The following is an 18907-nucleotide window of genomic DNA, read 5'->3' as shown; positions in this document are numbered from 1 at the left end:
CCGCCGGTTCAATTGAACCGGCGGGGTTTTATGTGAAGCCGACTGCCTGCTTACGCCCAGAACGCGAGCCGGTTCAAGCAGCCAGCCAGCCCTTGCGGATGGCCCAGCCAAAACACAGGCGGTAGGCTTTCTGGCAGACGTTCAATAGCGTATGTCCCAGCGCCGGCCAGGCTGCATGCACTAGCCAAGCATAGGCCATAGACAAAACCAGCCCGCCCAGAATATCCAGCGGAAAATGCACGCCAAGGAATATGCGCGACAGCCCCACCAGTGCAGTCAGCGCCAGCAAAATACCGCCCAGCCTGACGCGCCCAGCCAAGCAGAAGGCCCAGGCCATGGTGGCCATGATGGTGGTGTGATCGCTCGGGAAGGACGGATCGGCCGCATGGTCGATAAAGCGATACCCCAGGCCGATGGCAAACGGCCGCGGATGCGGGTAGAGCTCACCGATGAGGAAATTGGCGGACAAGGCCAGCACGATGCTGAGCAGCACGCGCAAAGCGCGGTCGCGCTGGGCTTCGTCACCCCACACCCACATGGCCAGCAGTAGCGCCGGCACCAGCAGGATCAGGTATTTCGCCGTGAAAATTCCCAGCGCGATAGCGAGATGGGGGGTGGCGGGCGTCGCGTTGATCAGCAGGAAGGCCGACTGGTTGAAAGCTTCTAGAGCATGCATTGCAAAATGATGACGTGTAACAAAAGGAAGCCATTCTAGCCATCCACCGCGCCGCTGTCCTTAGGCCTTATGCGACGGCGCGCGCGATTGACGGCTACATACCGTCACAAAAACGATACACCTCTGCCCGGGCCGCCGTTCGCGGTTAATATGTAGCACCACTTCCGGAACCCGCCTCATGCACACCACCTCACACCCCGCAGCCCCAACGGACGCCATCCGTTTCCGCGACGCGCTGCACTTCTGGCTGAAACTGGGCTTCATCAGTTTTGGCGGACCGGCTGGACAAATCGCCATCATGCATCAGGAACTGGTGGAACGCCGGCGCTGGATATCCGAAGGCCGCTTCCTGCACGCCCTCAACTACTGCATGCTGCTGCCCGGCCCGGAAGCCCAGCAGCTAGCCACGTATATCGGCTGGCTGCTGCACCGCGCACCAGGCGGCATTGCCGCCGGCGTGCTATTCGTGCTGCCCTCGCTGCTCATTCTGATCGGCCTGTCCTGGCTGTATATGGCGCTGGGCAACCTGCCCTTGGTGGCCGGGCTGTTTTACGGCATCAAGCCGGCGGTGACCGCACTGGTATTGCAAGCGGCCTGGCGCGTGGGCAGCCGCACGCTGAAACATCCCGGCCTGTGGGCCATCGCGGCTTGCGCCTTCATCGCCATCGCAGCGCTGAGCCTGCCCTTTCCGCTGATTATCCTGCTGGCCGCGCTCGCAGGCTGGCTGGGCGGCCGCTTTCTCCCTGCCGTTTTCAAGCCCGCCACGGGCGGACATGCGGCTGGCTTAGGCGCATCGGCGCCCGCGCTCATCGACGACCATACCCCGCCGCCGCCGCACGCGCGTTTCAGCGTCGCGGGCCTGGCGAAGGTTGCGGTGGTCGGGCTGATCCTGTGGTTGCTGCCAATGGGATTGCTGGCGGCCTGGCAAGGCTGGCCGCATCCTTTCACGCAAATGGGCTGGTTCTTCACCAAAGCCGCCCTGCTGACCTTTGGCGGAGCCTATGCGGTGCTGCCTTATGTGTTTCAGGGCGCGGTCGGCCATTACGGCTGGCTGAACTCAGGCCAGATGATGGATGGTCTGGCGCTGGGAGAAACCACGCCCGGCCCGCTGATCATGGTGGTGGCCTTTGTCGGCTTTGTCGGCGGCTGGCAGCATGCGCCGCTGGCCGGCCACGCCTGGCTGGGCGCGTCGCTGGCAGCGTTCATCGCAACCTGGTTCACCTTCTTGCCGTCCTTCCTGTTTGTGCTGGCTGGCGGCCCCTTCATCGAACACAGTCACGGCAAGGCCAGCCTGAGCGCGCCGCTGACCGGCATCACCGCCGCGGTGGTGGGCGTCATCGCCAATCTGGCGCTGTTTTTCGGCTTGCATACGCTGTGGCCCAAAGGCATGGGCCACGAGCCGGACTTGTGGTCGATCCTGATCATGACGGCGGCCGGGATTGCGCTGCTGCGCTACAAGGCGGGGGTAATTCCGGTGATTCTGGTTTCAGCGGCGGCAGGCGCGCTGCTGACGCTGACCGGCTGGCGCATCATGCCGGCGTAAGAGCGCTGCTCAACAACCGCACGGTAGGCCTGCCTGTTACAGGCCCAGGCGGGCGGGCAGCAAACGGATGGCTTCGGCGTTGGAGGGAGAAAACACTAGGTCGGCGGCTTCGCGCCAGGGCAGCCAGCGATAGCCAAGATGCTCGGCCGGCGCCAGCGTCACCGCTTGCGGCGCGGGCAACAGCAGCCCGAAAACGTGTTCTTCGTTGTGGGTGACGCCCTCCGGATAACGGTGGCGCCAGTGCGGGTAGATTTCATACCGGTTGATAATGCCCCAGTCGCTCAGCGCGTATCGGCCGGCCTCCAGGCCGGTTTCTTCGGCCAACTCGCGCGCAGCGGTCTGCAGCAGGCTTTCACTGCCTTCGCGGCTGCCGGTCACGGATTGCCAGAAGCCGGCCTTGTCAGCCCGCTCGATCACCAGTACCTGAGCGTCCGGCGTGTGAATCACCACCAGCACCGACACCGGCTGCTTGTTGCCGGCCATCAGAAGGGGTTTCCTGCATTGGCGAGCGCGCCGGCCAGCTCAACCGCCGACTTCACGCCCATTTTCTCAAACACGCGCGAGCGATGCACTTCCACCGTTTTCATGCTGATGGAAAGCTCCTCCGCAATCTGCTTGTTGAGCTTGCCAGCCAGAATCAGATGCATCACCTCGCGCTCGCGCTCGGTGAGCGAACCCAGCAGATCCTCAATGCGGCGTGAGCGCGCATGGCGGGCGCGCCCCTCTTCATCCTGCCGCACCAGTCGCGCCACGCGCTCCAGCAGGCGTTCGTCGTCGAAGGGTTTTTCCATGAAGTCGATGGCACCCAGCTTGATGGCGGCCACGGCGTGCGGTACATCGCCATGCGCGGTCAGCATCATGGCTGGCGGGCAGTAGGGCCACTCTGCCAACTTCTCCAGCAGTACGATGCCGGACATGCCGGACATGCGCAGATCCACGATCAAACCGTTGAACGGACAGGATGGGCCGGTGGCGAGAAACTCTTCCGCGCTGTCGAAACCGCTGGCCTCATAGCCCTGGCCTTCCAGCAACCAGATCAGCGCCTGCCGCACGGCGGCATCGTCGTCCACCACCGCCAGATGTTTGTCCGTCATGCCCTGCCCTCCCCTCAGACTGTTTTGTCCGCATCATCCCCCACAATGCGCACGGTGCGCTGCGGGAAGGGAATGTCGATGCCCACTTCATTGAAGCGACGCCAAATAGCGAGATAGATTTCCGATTTCAGGCCCATGAAGCCGTTTTCCGGGTCTTTCACCCAGATGCCCAGCTCGAGGTTGATGCCATTGTCGGCAAAGGCGGTGACAAACGCCGCCGGGCCCGGCTCCTGCAACACGCGCGGATGCACGGCGGACTCGCGCAAGATGGCCAGCGCCTGATCGAGATCGGTGCCGTAATCCACCTGGATCGGCATGCTGATCCACATGGATTTGTCGGAATAGGACTGGTTGATCACGGTATTGGAAATCAACGCGTCGTTAGGCACCAGCGCTTCCGAGCCGTCCGCGCTCTTCAGCACCACATAGCGGGAGGTGATGCGCGTGACGTAACCCACGCGATTGTCCACCATCAGACGGTCGCCAATGCGGATGGAGCGATCCAGCAGAATGATGAAACCGGACACATAGTTGCTGGCGATCTTCTGCAAGCCAAAACCCAGCCCCACGCCCACCGCGCCGCCAAACACCGACAGCACGGTCAGATCGATGCCCACCACCGGCAGCGCTATCAGTACCGCCACCACGATCAGCAGCGTGCGCGCCATCTTGGCGAAGACAATGCGCAGCGACAGGTCCAGATGCTGAAGCTTCATCACCCGCGCTTCCAGCAGGCGGCTGACCCACAGCGCGCCCACCACAATCACCGTTACCCACAGCAACGCGTTGAGGATGGTCAGCAAATCCAGCCGGCTCTTGCCCACGCTGAAAGACACGGACTCCAGCCAGTCGATCAGCACATGATCAAAACCGATGGCCCAGGAAACAAAACCCAGCCACAGCACTGTGGCGATGAAGTGTTCCGAATGCCGCTCGAAGCGGCCCTTGGGCAGCGCTTGCCGCATCATGGCGGTAAACAGGCGGATGATGGCCAGCCACATCAGCATGGCCGAGAACAGCGGCAACAAATGCGGGCGCTGGTGGATGGTGAAATACCAGACGATGGTGCTGGCAATCACCAGCAACTGCGACACCCCCGGCAACACCAGCCGGAAAGCCGCGTACGGCAGAAATCGCTCATAACGCGCTGGGTCGCGCTGAAAGAAGCGGCGGAACACCAAGGTGGCGGTAAAGCGGGCAATCAGGATGCACAGCACGCCGATGGCCAACTGAGCCAGACCACTGTCGGTCTGCAGTGCGTTCAGCAGGTTGTCGAAGCTGATTTCATCACGGGCGATCAGTATCAATGCGGTTCCTTGTCAGACTGTTTGTGGTGGCGGCCTTCGGCCAACCTTGCAGGAAATACGGCGAATCGGACTCAGACAGCGGCCTCCACCAACCGTCCTTCCACCAGCCGCAAGGCGCGTTGGGCCCGGCCGGCCAGCTCCATATCGTGGGTGACGATCACCAGGCTGGTACCCAGCGTGGCGTTCAACTCCAGCATCAGGTCGAATACCTGCCGAGCCGTCTGGCTATCCAGATTGCCGGTAGGCTCGTCGGCCAGCAGACAGGCGGGCCGCGTCACCAGCGCGCGGGCGATGGCGGCGCGTTGCCGCTCGCCGCCGGACAACTCGCCCGGCTTGTGTTGCAAGCGCTTGCCCAGCCCTACTTTCTCCAGCATGACGGCGGCCTCCTCCGCGGCGGCCTTGGCCGGCATGCGGCGGATCAGCAAGGGCATCATCACGTTTTCCAGCGCGGTGAACTCCGGCAGCAGATGGTGAAACTGGTAGACAAAACCCATGGAGCGATTGCGCAGCTCGCCGCGCGCTTTCTCGCAGAGACCGGACAGCGGGTGCCCCAGCACTTCCACCTCGCCGCGACTGGGCGTGTCCAGCCCGCCTAGCAGGTGCAACAGCGTGCTTTTGCCGGAACCGGAGGCACCGACAATGGCTAGGCGCTCGCCCTTGGCCACGGTGAGGCTCACATCGTCCAGCACGGTGAGGTTCAGCTTGCCTTCATCGTAAGTTTTGCCCAGTTGGCGGCAGACCAGTACGGCGTCACTCATAGCGCAGCGCCTCCGCCGGTTGGGTGCGCGCGGCGCGCCAGCTGGGGTACAGCGTGGCAAACAGCGCCAGCAGCAGCGAAATCACGGTAATGGTCAGCACATCGCCGGTTTGTACGTCGGAAGGCAGGTAATCAATCATGTACACCTCGCTGGACAACAGCTTGGTGCCCAGCACGCGCTCGATCAGCGGCACGATCACATCCAGATTCAGCGCCACCAATACCCCGCCGGCCACGCCGGACAGCGTGCCGGTAACGCCAGCCACGGAGCCCTGGATCATGAAAATCTTCATGATGCTGGCCGGCGATGCGCCCAGCGTGCGCAAAATGGCGATGTCAGCCTGTTTGTCGGTGACCACCATGACCAGCGTGGACACCAGATTGAAGGCCGCCACCGCCACGATCAGCGTGAGGATGATGGTCATCATGCGTTTTTCGATCTGCACGGCGCGGAAGTAATTGGCGTTGGTATCGGTCCAGTCCGTCACCAGTTGTTCCTGCGAGAAGGCCTTTTGCAGCTCCGCCTTCACCAGCGGCGCCAGCATCGGGTCGTCCAGTTTCAGCCGCACGCCGCTGACGTTGTCGCCCAGCCGGGACAAAACTTGTGCGTCGCGCAGGTGGATCATGGCCAGCGAAGCATCGTATTCGAACATATCCACCTTGAAGAGACCCACCACGGTGAACTGCTTGTAGCGCGGGATCATCCCCGCCGGCGTCACGGTGCCCTCAGGCACGAACAGGGTTACCTTGTCGCCCATGCCCACACTGAGCTGGCGCGCCAGCTCCACGCCCAGCACGATGCCGAACTGGCCCGGCTGCAAGGCTTCCAGCTTGCCCGCCACCATGTGCCGCCCCACGTCCACCACGCCGTTTTCCAGCGCGGGCTCAATACCGCGCACCAAACCTCCGCGCACATTGCCGTAGGCGGAGAACAGGCCTTGGCCATTGACGAAAGGGGCTGCCGCCAGCACGTGCTTGTCGTGGCTGGCGGTTGCCGCCACCTGTTGCCAGCCCGGCAGCCTGCCGTTGTAAGCGCTGACTTCCACGTGGGAGGCGACGCTGAGAATACGCCCACGAATCTCCTTCTGGAAGCCGTTCATCACCGACAGCACGATGATGAGCGCGGCCACGCCCAAGGCGATGCCGACAATGGAGATCAGGGAGATGAAAGAGATGAATCCGTTGCGGCGGCGAGCCCGCAGATAGCGCAGCCCGATGAGAGCTTCGAACGGCCATTGCATCCGGTTGCCGCCTTTCAGGACTGATAGGGGTTGTGCAGGCTTTGCATCAGCCGCATCAGGAAATCGCGCACCTGATGCTCGTCGCAGCCCATGAGAATGGCGTCCTCGAAAGCGTCCTGCGCCATCTGGTGCAGCTCTTCCAGGTTTTCATTCATCACTTTGATTTTTTCCACGCAGGCTACTGTCGCGCCTTGCGGGTCCTTCCACACCGGAATTTCGATATTCATTGCCATTGAGGGCCATTCCTGAAAACGCGATGCCCGCAAAGGCGGGCATCGACCTGCTGTCTGGTCCGGGAAAGCCTGTTCGGCTCAATGCCCGGACTTTTTCTTCTTGCCGTGGCCTGCGGATTTCTCCGCCTTGCCCTTGCTGCCGGAAGACTTGCCGGATTTGCCGGCCTTCTCCGTCTTGGCGCCCTTCTTGCCTGCGGCCTTCTCCGCCACGGCCTTGCACTTACGGCCTTTACGGCATTTTACCGCCGGAGCCGGCGAATCGGCTGCGGACTTGGACGCTACCGACGGTTTTTCATCACCGGAAGTATCCGCCTGCAAAAGCGCCGTGGTGCGGTTCACCCGCCGCGCGCCATTGAAGCGCTTCTGCCAGTAGGAGTCGCCCATGCTGACCACTTCGACATTCTTGCCGGTGCGCGGCGCATGGATGAACTTGCCGTTGCCCATGTACATGCCGACATGGGAATAGGCGAAGCCGCGCGTGTTGAAGAAGACCAGATCGCCAGCCGCCAGTTCACTCCGATCCACCGGTTTTCCCACGCGGGCCATCTCGGCGGCGGTGCGCGGCAGGTTGACCTTGAGGGATTTCTGGAATACATAACGGACGAAGCCGCTGCAATCCAGCCCGTTGACCGGCGAGTTGCCGCCAAAGCGGTAAGCCACGCCAAGCAGACTCATGGCTTGCAAAAGCAGGTCGCCCACCGCATCCTCGCCCGGAGAGGCGAATTTGCCTATCGGGTCTTCTGAGGCTTCAGCCTTGGTGGGTTCCTGGGATGTCTTCTCGGGCGCGGCCTGGGCAAAAACCATGACGCCTGCCAGCATCACGGCAAGTAAGCTCAGTTGCAATTTCATAGGCCGCACTCTATCGGACGAGGCCGACAGTGTAAAGCCAACCGGGACACCATAAAGCTCATGCTACGCGAAACGCTTGTCGCCATGCGCGACCTGCCCCGCCTGAAGGAAATCAGCGGCATTCTCATCCGCCATGGACTGGGGGAATTCGCCCAGCGCCTGCGCCTGCCCCGCGCCATGGAAAAGGCCGGCGAGTGGCTAAACTTGCGCCTGCCGGACCCCGACGCGGGCCTGCCCACCCCGGTAAGAGTGAGACTGGCCTTTGAAGAGCTGGGCCCCACCTTCATCAAACTGGGCCAGATCCTTTCTACTCGCGTGGACGTTTTCCCCGCCGACTGGATAGCCGAATTCGAAAAACTGCAGAGCACAGTCCCCCCGGTCAGCCCGGCCTCGGTGCGCATTCTGGTGGAAAAGGCGCTGGGCGCGCCGCCCGAAGAGGTATTTGCCAGTTTCGACGACAAACCCATCGGCTCCGCCTCCATCGCGCAAGTGCATTTCGCCACCCTGAAGGACGGCGCATCCGTGGCGGTCAAGCTGCGCCGGCCGGGGATTGTGGAAAAGGTGGACGCCGACTTGCGCATCCTGGCCCACCTGGCCACGCTGATTGAAATGGAGTTTCCCGATGCCCGCCGCTTCCAGCCCTCGGAGATTGTTTCCCAGTTCGCCCGCTCCTTGAAGCGTGAGATGGATCTGGCTGCAGAAGCGCGCAGCATGGAGCGCTTCGCCGTGGATTTTGCCGACGACCCTTTCGTGGTGGTGCCCAAGGTGTATTGGGAATACACCAACTCCGCCATCAATGTGCAGGATCACATCGAAGGCGTGCCCGGCGGCCGGTTGGACCTGTTGGCCGAAAGCGGCCTGGACCCGGTGGAGCTGGCCAGCCGCGGCGCGGACGCCGTGCTGAAGATGATCCTCATCAACGGTTTCTTTCATGCGGACCCCCACCCCGGCAACGTTTTTTTCCTGCCGGAACATCGTATCGCTTTCATCGATTTCGGCATGGTGGGCCGCATCAGCCACGCCCGCCGCGACGAAATCGTCGACTTGCTGGCCTCGCTGGCCGAGCGCAACGAGCACGCCATGATGGATGTGCTGATCGAATGGACCGGCAGCACGCCGGTGGATGAGCAGAAGTTTGCCCACGACATCGGCGAATTCATGTTCCAGTACGAACACGTCCCGCTGAAAAACCTCAATATCAGCCAGTTGATCAACGACATCATGGCGCTGATTCGCGATCACGGCATCGTGCTGCCCCCGGACATGGCCATGCTGTTCAAGGCGCTGATCACCCTGGAGGGGCTGGGGCGGCAACTGGACCCGGATTTCCAGCTGGTGGAACACATCACGCCCTTTGTGCGCGAACTGATCGTGGCGCGCTACCACCCCAAAACCCTGCTCAAGCGCGGCAAGCTCACTGCGCAAGAAGTGCTGGGCATGCTCACCGGCCTGCCGCGCGATCTGGTGCGCCTGTCCAAGGACATCCGTCACGGCAAGTTCCGCATCAATCTTGACCTGCAACGTCTGGACAGCTTCGGCAAACAGCTGGATCGCAGCACCAACCGCCTCACCATGGCCATCGTCACCGGTTGCCTTATCATTGGCTCTTCCATCGTGATGACCGTCAACGCCGGGCCCAAGCTGTTTGGCCTGCCCTTGTTCGGTTTCATCGGCTTCATGGCCGCCATGGTCAACAGCATCTGGCTGATCTGGTCCATCTGGCGCTCTGGAAAGGATTTCTGATGCGACGACTGATTCTGTCCTTGTTACTGCTCCCCGCTGCGGCTCAGGCCTTGCAAGTCATCGACATGCACTGGCGCGACGCCGCCGATGTGGCCACGGCGTTGCGGCCGCAACTGCAGGCCGGCGAGAAAGTCAGCAGCCTCGGCAACCAGCTGGTAATCGATGCTCCGCCGGCCCGCGAGGGTCAGCTGATCGCGCTGGCGCAACAGCTGGACGTTCGCCCGGCCAGCCTCAATATGGAAATCAGCATGGCAGGGCGCCGCAGCGGCGATGACAGCAATCTGCGCATTGGCGGCGGCGTCACCATCGGCAATGTTACTATCGGCAGCGGCGGCCGTTACGGTGCCGGCATCACCATCGGCGGCAGCCAGGGCAGCTACAGCACCAGCGGCAACACAACGCAAAGCCTTCGTCTGCTGGACGGCGGCAGCGGTTACATCCGGGCGGTGGACAGCCGCCCACTGCCCTGGAGCATGGTGACGCCGCGCGGCACGGTGCTGCGCGGCGGTACCTACCAAGACGCGGTCACCGGTTTTTACGCCAAACCGCATGTGGTGGGCGACCGGGTGCGACTGGAGCTGGCCGTCAGTCAGGAAGCCTTCAGCGGCCGCGACAAGAACGGCAACAACCTCAGCACCACCGTGGAAGGCCGCCTGGGCGAATGGATTGAAGTCGGCAGCGCCGCGCGCAACGAGCAAGGCCAGGAAACCCTGCTCATCGGCCACGCCAACGGCAGCTCGCAAAGCAGCAACGCCATTCGCGTTAAAATTCAGACAGTTGAATGAGAAATACGGCTAAAGCCGGCGGCGTTTTTTGTCGATAAACAGCAACGCCGCCGACGGGCGCCGCCCGCTTTGCATTCCGCTACTCCGCATCGACGCACCTTGCCGGCAGCGCTGGTCATGGCCGATTTCCCTTCGGCCAACCTGCCGTCGTGGAGGTAACGCCATGCGTGTTTCCGCTTTCTCCCTGTCAATGAGCAGCCAGTATCAGGCTGTACAAACCCACACCCTGACCCGGATCAGCCAAGCCGCCCCCTCCGCGCCGGACAACAGCGCGAACGACGCGGTAATGCTGAGCGCCGCCTCACAGCAAAGCCAGGCCATAGCCGGCGATCAGGACACCACCCTTCCCGCCCTGCAAAGCCTTATCAAGCGGATTCTGGAGCAGATGCTGGGCGTGCAGTTTCATCTGGCCACCGGCAAGGATGCGCCAGACAAGGCTAATGCCGCCCCCGATCCGCAAAACCAGAGTGCGCCCTCCACACCCGCCGCCAGCAGTCTGGTCGCCAGCAGTGAAAGCTACAGCGAGTCCGCCAGCCTGTCGTTCAAGGCGGAAGGCAAGTTAAGCACGGCGGACGGTCAATCCTTTTCCTTTTCCCTGTCCTTCAATCTGTCTTACAGCTATCAGTCAAACCTCAGCACGATGACGGACAACCGGCAAAATCATGATCCCTTGTCCATCACACTGGGCGACCAGGCCGGCAGTTTCAGCGGCGCCACGGCCCTCTTCGACCTGCAGTCCAACGGACAGTCACTGAACATGCCCTTCCCCAATCAGGGCGGCTGGCTGGTAGACGACAATCAGAGCGATGGACAGGTACACGATGGCCGCCAGCTGTTTGGCCCGGCCAGCGGCAACGGATTTAACGATCTGGCGAAACTGGACAGCAATGGCGACGGCGCCATTGACGAGGCGGACCCGGGTTTTGCCAGGCTGAAGCTGTGGCAAGGCAGGAATGCTCAGGGCAAGGACATGCTGATGAGTCTCAAGCAGGCCGGCATCGGGGCGTTGCTGCTGCCTTCCATCAGCACGCCATTCAGCATCAAGGACAGTCAACACCAGCAAGTCGCCGCTTTGCGCTCCTCGGGCGTCTACCTGCGCGAAGATGGGCAAGCCGGGCAAATCGCTCAAGTAGATGTGACTGCGTAGCAACAAGCCGGTGCGATTGTGGCATGGCGGTATTGTTTTCTTAAATGATAATGATTATCATTAACAAAACATCAACCGGGAGTAGCCCCATGAACGCCATGCTGGTAGGCGCCGATACACTCGGCAATATCCCCAACGTGCTGCAGGACTTCGGCATTACCATTCACCGCCACCTGAGCGGTCGCAACAGCTCGCATCAGCGCAAGGTAGACCGTTTGCCGGCGGGTACCGACCTGCTGATTCTGTTTACCGACTTCCTTGGCCACAACGTGATGCGCCACTTCCGGGAGTTGGCCGCCGAGGAAAACATCCGCTTCATCGCCTGTCGGCGTTCCGTTTGCGCGCTAAAACAGTCGCTCAATTGCGCCGGGCTGGCCGAAAGCTGCCAGCAATGCCCGCAGCGAGAACAAATTGTCGCCGCGCCAGCGCGACGCAAACGCTGACCCCCTCTTTCATCCGACATTGAAAAAGCCGATCACGCGATCGGCTTTCTTTTACGCCGCAGCCCCGCTCAAGCCGTCGGGGCATCTTTTCCGTCGCCCGCCGCCCGCGCGGCTTGGCGCATAGCGGCCAGTTGACGGGAAAACTGGCGGCAGTTGCCGCACATGGCCAGATGCACACGCAGGCGCAGATAGCTCCAGCGCCCCAACGGTTGATCCAAGCCCTGAGAAATGAGTCGACTGGCCTGACGACAATTGATATTCATGCTGAGCGTCCTCCAGTCCAGCGTATTTCAAAGCATTCGCGCAGACTCATCCGCGCGCGGTACAACAGTACCGAACAGTTGGTCGCGGTAATCTCGAGATTGTTACAAATGTCAGTGATTTCCATGCCCATCACCTCGCGCATGACAAACACCATGGCCGTGCGGCGGGGCATCACTTCCGAGCAGCGCTCAAATACCTCCCAAAACTGGCGCGAGATCATCGACTCTTCCGGCGCGCTCCACGCCTTCACCGGCGTCTGCCAGTGACCGTCGCGGCTGAACAACCCGTCAAAATCGCTCTCGTCCGTTTCGTCCTCCAGAGACTCGAACAACTTTTCCTTGCCGCGCTGGCGCATCAGGTCGATCAGCTTGAAACGCAGGATGGAAGTAAGCCAGGTGCGCAGCGTGGATTTGCCGCCAAAAGAGCTGCTGGACTCCAACGCCGCCAGCAAGGTTTCCTGCACCACCTCGTCCGCAGACTCGCGGTCGCGCAATTGGGCGAGCGCATAGCGAATCAGGTAGGGTCGCTCCGCTTCAATATCCTTGGGGTTTATCATGCGCGCTCCGCTCAACGGCAATAGTCAACCGCCTGCTCGAGGCGGTCCACGGCAATCACCTCCAACCCGTCAACCGGCTGGCGGGGGCGGTTGGCCGAAGGCACGATGGCGCGGGTAAAGCCCAGCTTGGCCGCCTCCTTGAGACGCTCCTGCCCTCGCGACACCGGACGCACCTCACCTGCCAGCCCCACCTCGCCGAACACCACCAGTTTTTCCGGCAGCGGACGATTGCGCAGTGAAGACACCATGGCGAGAATCACCGCCAGGTCGGCCGCCGGTTCGGAAATCTTCACCCCGCCCACCGCGTTGAGGAATACATCCTGATCAAAACACGCTACGCCGCCGTGGCGATGCAACACCGCCAGCAACATGGCCAGCCGGTTTTGCTCCAGCCCCACGGTCAGTCGCTTGGGCTGGAAACCATGGCAGTCGTCCACCAACGCCTGAATTTCCACCAGCAAGGGGCGGCTGCCCTCCTGCGTCACCAGCACGCAGGAGCCGGATACATCATCCCGATAGGACGACAGGAAGATGGCAGACGGATTGGAGACGCCCTTGAGGCCGGTCTCGGTCATGGCGAACACGCCCAGCTCGTTCACCGCGCCAAAGCGGTTCTTGATGGCACGGATCATGCGGAAGCTGGAGTGAGAATCGCCCTCGAAATACAGCACCGTGTCCACCATGTGCTCCAGCACCCGCGGGCCGGCCAGGGAGCCTTCCTTGGTGACATGGCCCACCAGCAGGATGGTGGTGCCGGTTTGCTTGGCCATCCGCGTCAACTGTGCCGCGCACTCTCGCACCTGCGACACCGAACCCGGCGCGGAGGTGACCTGCTCGGTATAGAGCGTCTGGATGGAGTCGATCACCGCCACTTCCGGCGCTTCCTGCTTGAGGATTTCCAAAATGGCTTCCAGGCGGATTTCAGCCAGCAGTCTCACTTTGTGCGGGTCGACGGCAAGGCGGGAAGCGCGCAAGGCAATCTGTTGCGGCGATTCCTCACCGGACACGTACAGCACCTTGCGCCGCGCGCCGATGGTGGCCAGCGCTTGCAACAACAGGGTGGATTTGCCGATGCCGGGATCGCCGCCGATCAGGATCACTGCGCCGCGCACAATGCCGCCGCCCAACACGCGATCCAGCTCATCGATGCCGGAAGGGTCGCGCGGGACTTCCACCGCCTGCACTTCGGACAGCATCTGCACGCGGGAATTGGTCGTGGACCAGGACTGGAAACGGGGGTTGGCCGAAGCCGGTGCGGCCACGGCCTCCACCAGCGTGTTCCAGGCGGAACAATGCGGACATTGGCCTTGCCACTTGGGCGATTGGCCGCCGCACTCGGTACAACTGAAAACGGTTTTGCTTTTTGCCATCGGGCAATGGTAACAGGTCAGCCCGGCGCTGCGTCATTGCCGGCGGGCGGCGCTTCGCCATCGCCTTGCGGCTTGTTGCCGTTGAGTTTCTGGATGATGTTGAGCAGACGCTTCTGGTCTGGTTCGCCGCTGGGATGGGTATTCTTGGGCTTGGCGTCGCCGTTCTTGCGGATGGCGGACAGCACCGCCGCCACTTGCGGGTCGCTCTTGGCGGCTTTTTCCGCCTCTTCGTTCGTCAGATGTGGGGCGGATGCCATAGAAGCCTTGCCCTCGGCCGGCGCGGAAGCATTGCCCGAGGCCGGAGCCTCAGCCATCGGCTTTTTTACCGGAGCCGAGCTCTCTCCCTTCCCCGACTGATCGTCCGGCGGCGACATGGTTTCCAGATGGTTCTTGGACATGTACTCGTTCATTTCGCGCCAACCGGCGTAAATGGCGGCCGTATCCGCCTCCGGGTTACGCCGGAAACACTCCTCCAGCGAGCGACCGGTCTGCCGGCAAGCCGCGCCCAACGCCTTGTGCGCTTCCTTGGAGAGCCCGGAAACGTTATTGACCCAGTTGCAACCCGCCAGCGCCAAGGCCAGCGGCAGAATCCAGAATTTTCCCACTCATCACCCCCGTTTCGGCCGACGCCGTCCGCCCGCCCTGCCAGCCTGGAATCGCTGCCGCCGATTCGTGCCGGCGGCGCAGATTTGACCACCATGCGGTCAGCCGCGCTTATTCGCCTTTTTTGGTGCGCAAATCCAGTTCGATCACTTCCCCGCTGCGGCCCTTGCTCTCGCCGCTCATCCAGTACATCAGATAGGGCATCAGATCCGCCAACGGCGCGCGCTCGCTCTTGTCTTCGCCCGGATGGGTGCGATTGCGCTGCGGCGAATTCACCGGCCCCGGAATCAACATGTTGACGCGCAGGTCCGGATACACGTCCCACTCGCTGGCCGCCACGCGGGTCAGGTAATCCAGCCCTGCCTTGGAAGCGCCGAAACCTCCCCAATAAGCTGCCGGGTGCAAAGCATGCGTTTCACCCATGAACAGCACCGAAGCATCGGCCGAAGCTTTCAGCAAAGGCAGGCAGGCCTTGGTCAGGGCGAAAGGCGCCACGGTATTGATGCGGTACTGGTTCATCCATTCCTCGATGCCCTGGTTGGACAGCGGCGACAGGGCAAAGAAATGGGAAGCACAATGCACGATGCCGTCCAGGCCATCGAACTCGCGTTTGATCTGCACGGCGAGATTGCTCAGCTCGCCCTCCGCAGCGGTCAGCAAGTCCAGCGAGATCGCGGCGGGTTCCTTGCCGCCGGCGGCCACGATTTCATCGTAGACCTTCTCCAACCCCTTCACGCTGCGCGCGAGCAACACCACGGACGCGCCATGCGCGGCGAAGGTCAGCGCGGCCTCGCGGCCTATCCCTTGCGATGCGCCGGTCACCAGAATGGTACGGCCGGCAAGGCAATCCTTTTCGTATGTCTTTTTCATTGTGTCTGCGTTTCTGTGTTGCTTCATCGGGCCAGAAGGCCCCGTTTCAAGATAAATCCGTCAGCAGGGCGCGCGCCGCCGTCACGCCGCTGCGCGCCGCGCCTTCCAGCGTGGCGGGGTAATCCGGATGCGTCCAGTCCCCGGCAAGATAAATGCCCGCACCGGCTGCGCGGCAATCCGGCCGCGCCAGATCCACCGTGGCGGCGAAAGTGGCGCGCTTCTCGACGATCAGCTGACTGGACAAGAGCCGGCTGGCGGCCAAGTCCGGCTGGATCGCCTCGGCGTCTCGCTTGACCGCCGCAATCACATCATCCCGGCCCAGCGCCGCAACGTATTCGTCCGGCGCGCTGATCACTGCGGCAATCAGCCCTCTTTCGCCGGTCAGTCGCTGACGGTCGAACAACCAGTCAGCCGTGCCGCCTTGCCGCCCGATCATGACATCAGGCAAGGCGATGTCGGCGTCGTAACGCAGATATACGGTGTATATCGGCCAATAGCTGAAAGCCTTGACCCTGTCCGCCAACATCGGCAACAAGGCTGACAGGTGATAGGGCGCCACGGCCACCACCACGGCATCGAACAGCTCGCCGTCCACGGTCACGCCGCGATCAAGCGCCTGCAAGCGCTCCACGCGATGCCCGCCTCGCCACCTCGCGCCTTGCGCCTGCAAACGCGCCAGCGCCGGCAGGGGAAACAGCGAAGACAGATCCGTCGCCGGCAACAGGAGATCGCTGGCTTCGCGCCCGCCGCCCATGCTATCGCGCAAGACGGCAGCCAGGGTGCGCATGGAGGCAGCCTCCGGCGGTGTATTCAGCGCAGACAAGATCAAGGGCCGCCAGAATTCGCGAATCATCCGCGGCGTCTGCCGGGTTTGCCGAAGCCAGTCCGCCACCGGCATGTCGGCCGGCAAACGCCAGCCGCGCAATTTGAGGCTTTGCAAAGCAGCCAGCATGCGCCACTTGTCGCCAATGGAAATACCGCTGGCCGCCAGCAAACCGCCCAGCACATGCCAGGGCGCGGGCCAGTCCGGGCAACGCAGGCAGATGCCGCCGGCGCGTACCCAGTTGAGCGGCTGGCGCAGCAAGGCGCCGTCGGCATCCACGCCCACCTTGCGCATCAGGCGCAGGCATTCTGCATAAGCGCCGATCAGGATGTGCTGACCATTATCAAGCTTGCCGTCGGTTGACCCCACCCGGCGAGCGCGACCTCCCGGCTCTCTGCCGGCCTCGTACAGCGTCAGCTCGGCCTGGCCGGACAGTTCCACGGCGGCGGCAAGTCCGGCCCAGCCAGCGCCGATGACGGCAACGCGCGGCAAGCTCATGCAGTCAGGCCTTGTAGCCGAAAGTCCATGTTTTCCAGGCCAGCCAAAGCTTGCGCACCGGCGTCAGCGACAGGCGCTGATTGAGCACCTTGGCCGGGCCATCCAGGCTCAGCTCCTCCAGCGTGGCTCGGTAGATGGCCGCCATCAGCAAACCCGGACGCTGGGTCTTGCGGTCCACCGCCGGCAGTAGCGCCCAGGCACGGGCATAGTGCTCGCGGGCGCGCTCGATCTGGAAGGCCATCAGTTCGGCGAAGGCCGGTGTTTCTTCGTAATGCAGGATGTCCATGGCCGGCACATTGAAGCGCTGCAGCTCTTGCATGGGGATGTAGATACGATCGCGCCGCGCGTCTTCGCCCACATCGCGGGCGATATTGGTGAGCTGGAACGCCAGGCCCAGTTCATGGGCGTACTCCAGCGTGCGCGGGTCTTGATAACCGAAGATGCGCGCGGACAGCCGCCCCACCACGCCGGCGACGCGATGGCAATACAGTCGCAAGTCGTCGAAACTTTCATAGCGGGCGAAATCCAGATCCATCTGCATGCCGTCTATCACTTCTTCCAGTTCGGATTGCGGCAGGCCGAAAGCCGCCACATGCGGTTGCAGCGCCAGGCTGACCGGGTGCTCGGGCTTGCCCTGATACAGGCGCGCTACCTCGTCGCGCCACCAGGCCAACTTGGCCCGGGCGACGGTTTCTTCGTGACACTCGTCCACCACATCGTCCACCTCGCGGCAAAAGGCGTACAGGGCAGTGATGGCGCGCCGGCGTTCGGGCGACAGAAAACGGAAGCTGTAATAGAAGCTGGAGCCGCTGGCGGCGGCCTTATCTTCGCAGTATTGGTCGGGCGTCACGCGCCGCTCCTCTTTGTGCAGTCGGTTTGGCCGGTCTTGTTGCTGCTTGCCGGCGTCTTGTGTCACTTGGCGCGCACAGCGCGCCAGATCATGTAAAGCCAGTCTTTCCAAGTAAGCACCGGGCGCTGACGAAACACGTCGCCGCCGCTGTCGTGCAGCTTTTTCAGGATGCGCTCCCCGCCCATGATGATAAGCCGCAGCTCCAAGCCCAGGCGGCCCTTGAGCTTTTTGCCCAGTGGCGCGCCGGCCTGCAGCATTTTACGGGTACGCTCCACCTGATGCAGCATCATGGGCCGCCACAGGCCGGTAGGATCCTTGCCGGCGATCTGCCCTTCGCGGATGCGGTATTTGTCCAGATCAGTCTGCGGCAGGTAAACCCTGCCCTTCTGCCAGTCGATGGCCACATCCTGCCAGAAGTTGATCAGTTGCAGCGCGGTGCAGATACCGTCCGACATCGCCAGGCTGCGCTGATCGTTCTCGCCGTAGAGCGCCAGCATCAATCGTCCCACCGGGTTGGCCGAACGACGGCAGTAGTCCATCAGCTCGGCAAAATCCTGATAGCGATGCTTGACCACATCCTGACTGAAGGCGGACAGCAGATCGTAGAACGGCTGCAAGGGCAACTGATGACGGGCGATGGTGTCCGCTAGTTTGCGCATCATGGGCATGGCGGGAATGCCGCCGTCGCGAATGGTGTCCAGCTCCTTGGCCAGGTGGGCCAGCTCTGCCAGCCGTTCGTCCGCGCTCTTGTCGCCCTCATCCGCCACATCGTCCGCATAGCGGGCGAAATGATAGATGGCGTGCACCGCCTTGCGCATGCGCCGCGGCAAAAGAATGGATCCCACCGGAAAATTTTCGTAATGACCTACGGACATGCGCGCTCACCGCGTGGCTTTTCGGAAAGCGCGATTATACCGCGAGGCATGGCAAAAAATTTTTTCGAAAACCTCTTTACAGCCCGGAATGGCCTGTCTATACTGCGCCCCACTGTGAACGACACGTTCGGGGCTATAGCTCAGCTGGGAGAGCGCTTGCATGGCATGCAAGAGGTCAGCGGTTCGATCCCGCTTAGCTCCACCAACAACTCTTCACAGTGATGATGTCTCAGGGTCCCCATCGTCTAGAGGCCTAGGACACCGCCCTTTCACGGCGATAACCGGGGTTCGACTCCCCGTGGGGACGCCAAATGCAGTAACCCTGTGGGGGTATAGCTCAGCTGGGAGAGCGCTTGCATGGCATGCAAGAGGTCAGCGGT

At 62.3% G+C, this 18907-nt stretch carries 21 protein-coding genes and 2 tRNA genes; 7 read left to right on the top strand and 16 right to left on the bottom strand.

What is annotated here, in order from left to right; genetic code table 11:
• Positions 1-73 precede the first annotated feature (73 nt).
• Positions 74-676 (bottom strand): phosphatase PAP2 family protein, encoded by a 603-nt coding sequence (locus Q0P52_RS15975; protein ID WP_293765208.1) that lies wholly within the window; start codon positions 674-676, stop codon positions 74-76.
• A 178-nt stretch (positions 677-854) separates the two neighbouring features.
• On the opposite strand from Q0P52_RS15975, the gene chrA reads away from it, so the two are divergent.
• Positions 855-2219 carry a chromate efflux transporter gene (gene chrA / locus Q0P52_RS15970; RefSeq protein ID WP_293765206.1) on the top strand — a complete coding sequence of 455 codons (1365 nt, stop codon included), beginning with the start codon at positions 855-857 and terminating at the stop codon, positions 2217-2219.
• A gap of 36 nt (positions 2220-2255) precedes the next feature.
• Here chrA and nudB read toward each other — a convergent pair whose 3' ends face one another.
• From nudB to Q0P52_RS15935, 7 genes are all read right to left on the bottom strand, one after another.
• On the bottom strand, positions 2256-2702 hold the full coding sequence (nudB, locus tag Q0P52_RS15965) for a dihydroneopterin triphosphate diphosphatase (RefSeq protein WP_293765204.1): 447 nt from the start codon (positions 2700-2702) through the stop codon (positions 2256-2258).
• A complete protein-coding gene (locus tag Q0P52_RS15960; protein WP_293765203.1) occupies positions 2702-3313 on the bottom strand; it encodes a response regulator in 612 nt (203 codons plus the stop codon). Before Q0P52_RS15960 ends, nudB begins: the two co-directional genes overlap by 1 nt.
• Before the next feature lie 14 nt (positions 3314-3327).
• The gene (locus Q0P52_RS15955) at positions 3328-4620 is read right to left on the bottom strand and encodes a mechanosensitive ion channel domain-containing protein (RefSeq protein ID WP_293765202.1); all 1293 of its coding nucleotides are present in this window, start codon (positions 4618-4620) and stop codon (positions 3328-3330) included.
• A gap of 71 nt (positions 4621-4691) precedes the next feature.
• The gene (gene lolD, locus Q0P52_RS15950; protein WP_293765200.1) at positions 4692-5378 is read right to left on the bottom strand and encodes a lipoprotein-releasing ABC transporter ATP-binding protein LolD; all 687 of its coding nucleotides are present in this window, start codon (positions 5376-5378) and stop codon (positions 4692-4694) included.
• Positions 5371-6618, bottom strand: coding sequence for a lipoprotein-releasing ABC transporter permease subunit (locus Q0P52_RS15945; protein WP_293765198.1), 1248 nt, complete (start codon positions 6616-6618; stop codon positions 5371-5373). The genes lolD and Q0P52_RS15945 overlap by 8 nt, the downstream gene beginning before the upstream one ends.
• Before the next feature lie 14 nt (positions 6619-6632).
• Complete coding sequence (locus Q0P52_RS15940; protein ID WP_293765196.1) at positions 6633-6851, bottom strand: hypothetical protein; 219 nt, start codon at positions 6849-6851, stop codon at positions 6633-6635.
• 78 nt (positions 6852-6929) lie between these two features.
• A complete protein-coding gene (locus Q0P52_RS15935) occupies positions 6930-7700 on the bottom strand; it encodes a C40 family peptidase (RefSeq protein WP_293765195.1) in 771 nt (256 codons plus the stop codon).
• Between the two features lie 60 nt (positions 7701-7760).
• Between Q0P52_RS15935 and Q0P52_RS15930 the strand changes: the two genes are divergently transcribed.
• The 4 genes from Q0P52_RS15930 (at position 7761) to Q0P52_RS15915 (ending at position 11818) form a co-directional block, all read left to right on the top strand.
• On the top strand, positions 7761-9443 hold the full coding sequence (locus Q0P52_RS15930; protein ID WP_293765193.1) for an AarF/UbiB family protein: 1683 nt from the start codon (positions 7761-7763) through the stop codon (positions 9441-9443).
• Positions 9443-10228, top strand: a complete 786-nt coding sequence (locus Q0P52_RS15925) for a hypothetical protein (protein ID WP_293765191.1) — start codon at positions 9443-9445, stop codon at positions 10226-10228. Before Q0P52_RS15930 ends, Q0P52_RS15925 begins: the two co-directional genes overlap by 1 nt.
• 163 nt (positions 10229-10391) lie before the next feature.
• Positions 10392-11375: a hypothetical protein gene (locus Q0P52_RS15920; protein ID WP_293765189.1), complete on the top strand. Its 984-nt coding sequence runs from the start codon at positions 10392-10394 to the stop codon at positions 11373-11375.
• Between the two features lie 89 nt (positions 11376-11464).
• Complete coding sequence (locus Q0P52_RS15915; protein ID WP_293765187.1) at positions 11465-11818, top strand: DUF2325 domain-containing protein; 354 nt, start codon at positions 11465-11467, stop codon at positions 11816-11818.
• Positions 11819-11886: 68 nt separating this feature from the next.
• Here Q0P52_RS15915 and Q0P52_RS15910 read toward each other — a convergent pair whose 3' ends face one another.
• The 8 genes from Q0P52_RS15910 to hpnC form a co-directional block, all read right to left on the bottom strand.
• Positions 11887-12081 carry a zf-HC2 domain-containing protein gene (locus Q0P52_RS15910; RefSeq protein WP_293765185.1) on the bottom strand — a complete coding sequence of 65 codons (195 nt, stop codon included), beginning with the start codon at positions 12079-12081 and terminating at the stop codon, positions 11887-11889.
• Entirely contained in the window at positions 12078-12638 is a 561-nt protein-coding gene (locus Q0P52_RS15905) for a sigma-70 family RNA polymerase sigma factor (protein WP_293765183.1), read from the bottom strand. Before Q0P52_RS15905 ends, Q0P52_RS15910 begins: the two co-directional genes overlap by 4 nt.
• Positions 12639-12649: 11 nt before the next feature.
• Positions 12650-14008, bottom strand: a complete 1359-nt coding sequence (radA, locus tag Q0P52_RS15900; protein ID WP_293765182.1) for a DNA repair protein RadA — start codon at positions 14006-14008, stop codon at positions 12650-12652.
• Between the two features lie 17 nt (positions 14009-14025).
• Complete coding sequence (locus tag Q0P52_RS15895; protein ID WP_293765180.1) at positions 14026-14613, bottom strand: hypothetical protein; 588 nt, start codon at positions 14611-14613, stop codon at positions 14026-14028.
• Between the two features lie 109 nt (positions 14614-14722).
• Positions 14723-15481, bottom strand: a complete 759-nt coding sequence (locus Q0P52_RS15890; protein WP_293765178.1) for an SDR family oxidoreductase — start codon at positions 15479-15481, stop codon at positions 14723-14725.
• A 46-nt stretch (positions 15482-15527) separates the two neighbouring features.
• Entirely contained in the window at positions 15528-16802 is a 1275-nt protein-coding gene (gene hpnE, locus Q0P52_RS15885) for a hydroxysqualene dehydroxylase HpnE (RefSeq protein WP_293765176.1), read from the bottom strand.
• Between the two features lie 4 nt (positions 16803-16806).
• Positions 16807-17652, bottom strand: coding sequence for a presqualene diphosphate synthase HpnD (hpnD, locus tag Q0P52_RS15880; protein WP_293765175.1), 846 nt, complete (start codon positions 17650-17652; stop codon positions 16807-16809).
• Between the two features lie 62 nt (positions 17653-17714).
• The gene (gene hpnC, locus Q0P52_RS15875; protein ID WP_293765174.1) at positions 17715-18527 is read right to left on the bottom strand and encodes a squalene synthase HpnC; all 813 of its coding nucleotides are present in this window, start codon (positions 18525-18527) and stop codon (positions 17715-17717) included.
• A 129-nt stretch (positions 18528-18656) separates the two neighbouring features.
• On the opposite strand from hpnC, the gene Q0P52_RS15870 reads away from it, so the two are divergent.
• Positions 18657-18732 (top strand) — tRNA-Ala (locus tag Q0P52_RS15870).
• 29 nt (positions 18733-18761) lie between these two features.
• Positions 18762-18837: transfer RNA gene (locus Q0P52_RS15865), tRNA-Glu, on the top strand.
• Positions 18838-18907 lie beyond the last annotated feature (70 nt).

Origin of the sequence: uncultured Aquitalea sp. (assembly GCF_945957525.1) — a bacterium.
GTDB lineage: Bacteria > Pseudomonadota > Gammaproteobacteria > Burkholderiales > Chromobacteriaceae > Aquitalea.
This window is presented reverse-complemented; position numbering and strand designations above follow the sequence as displayed.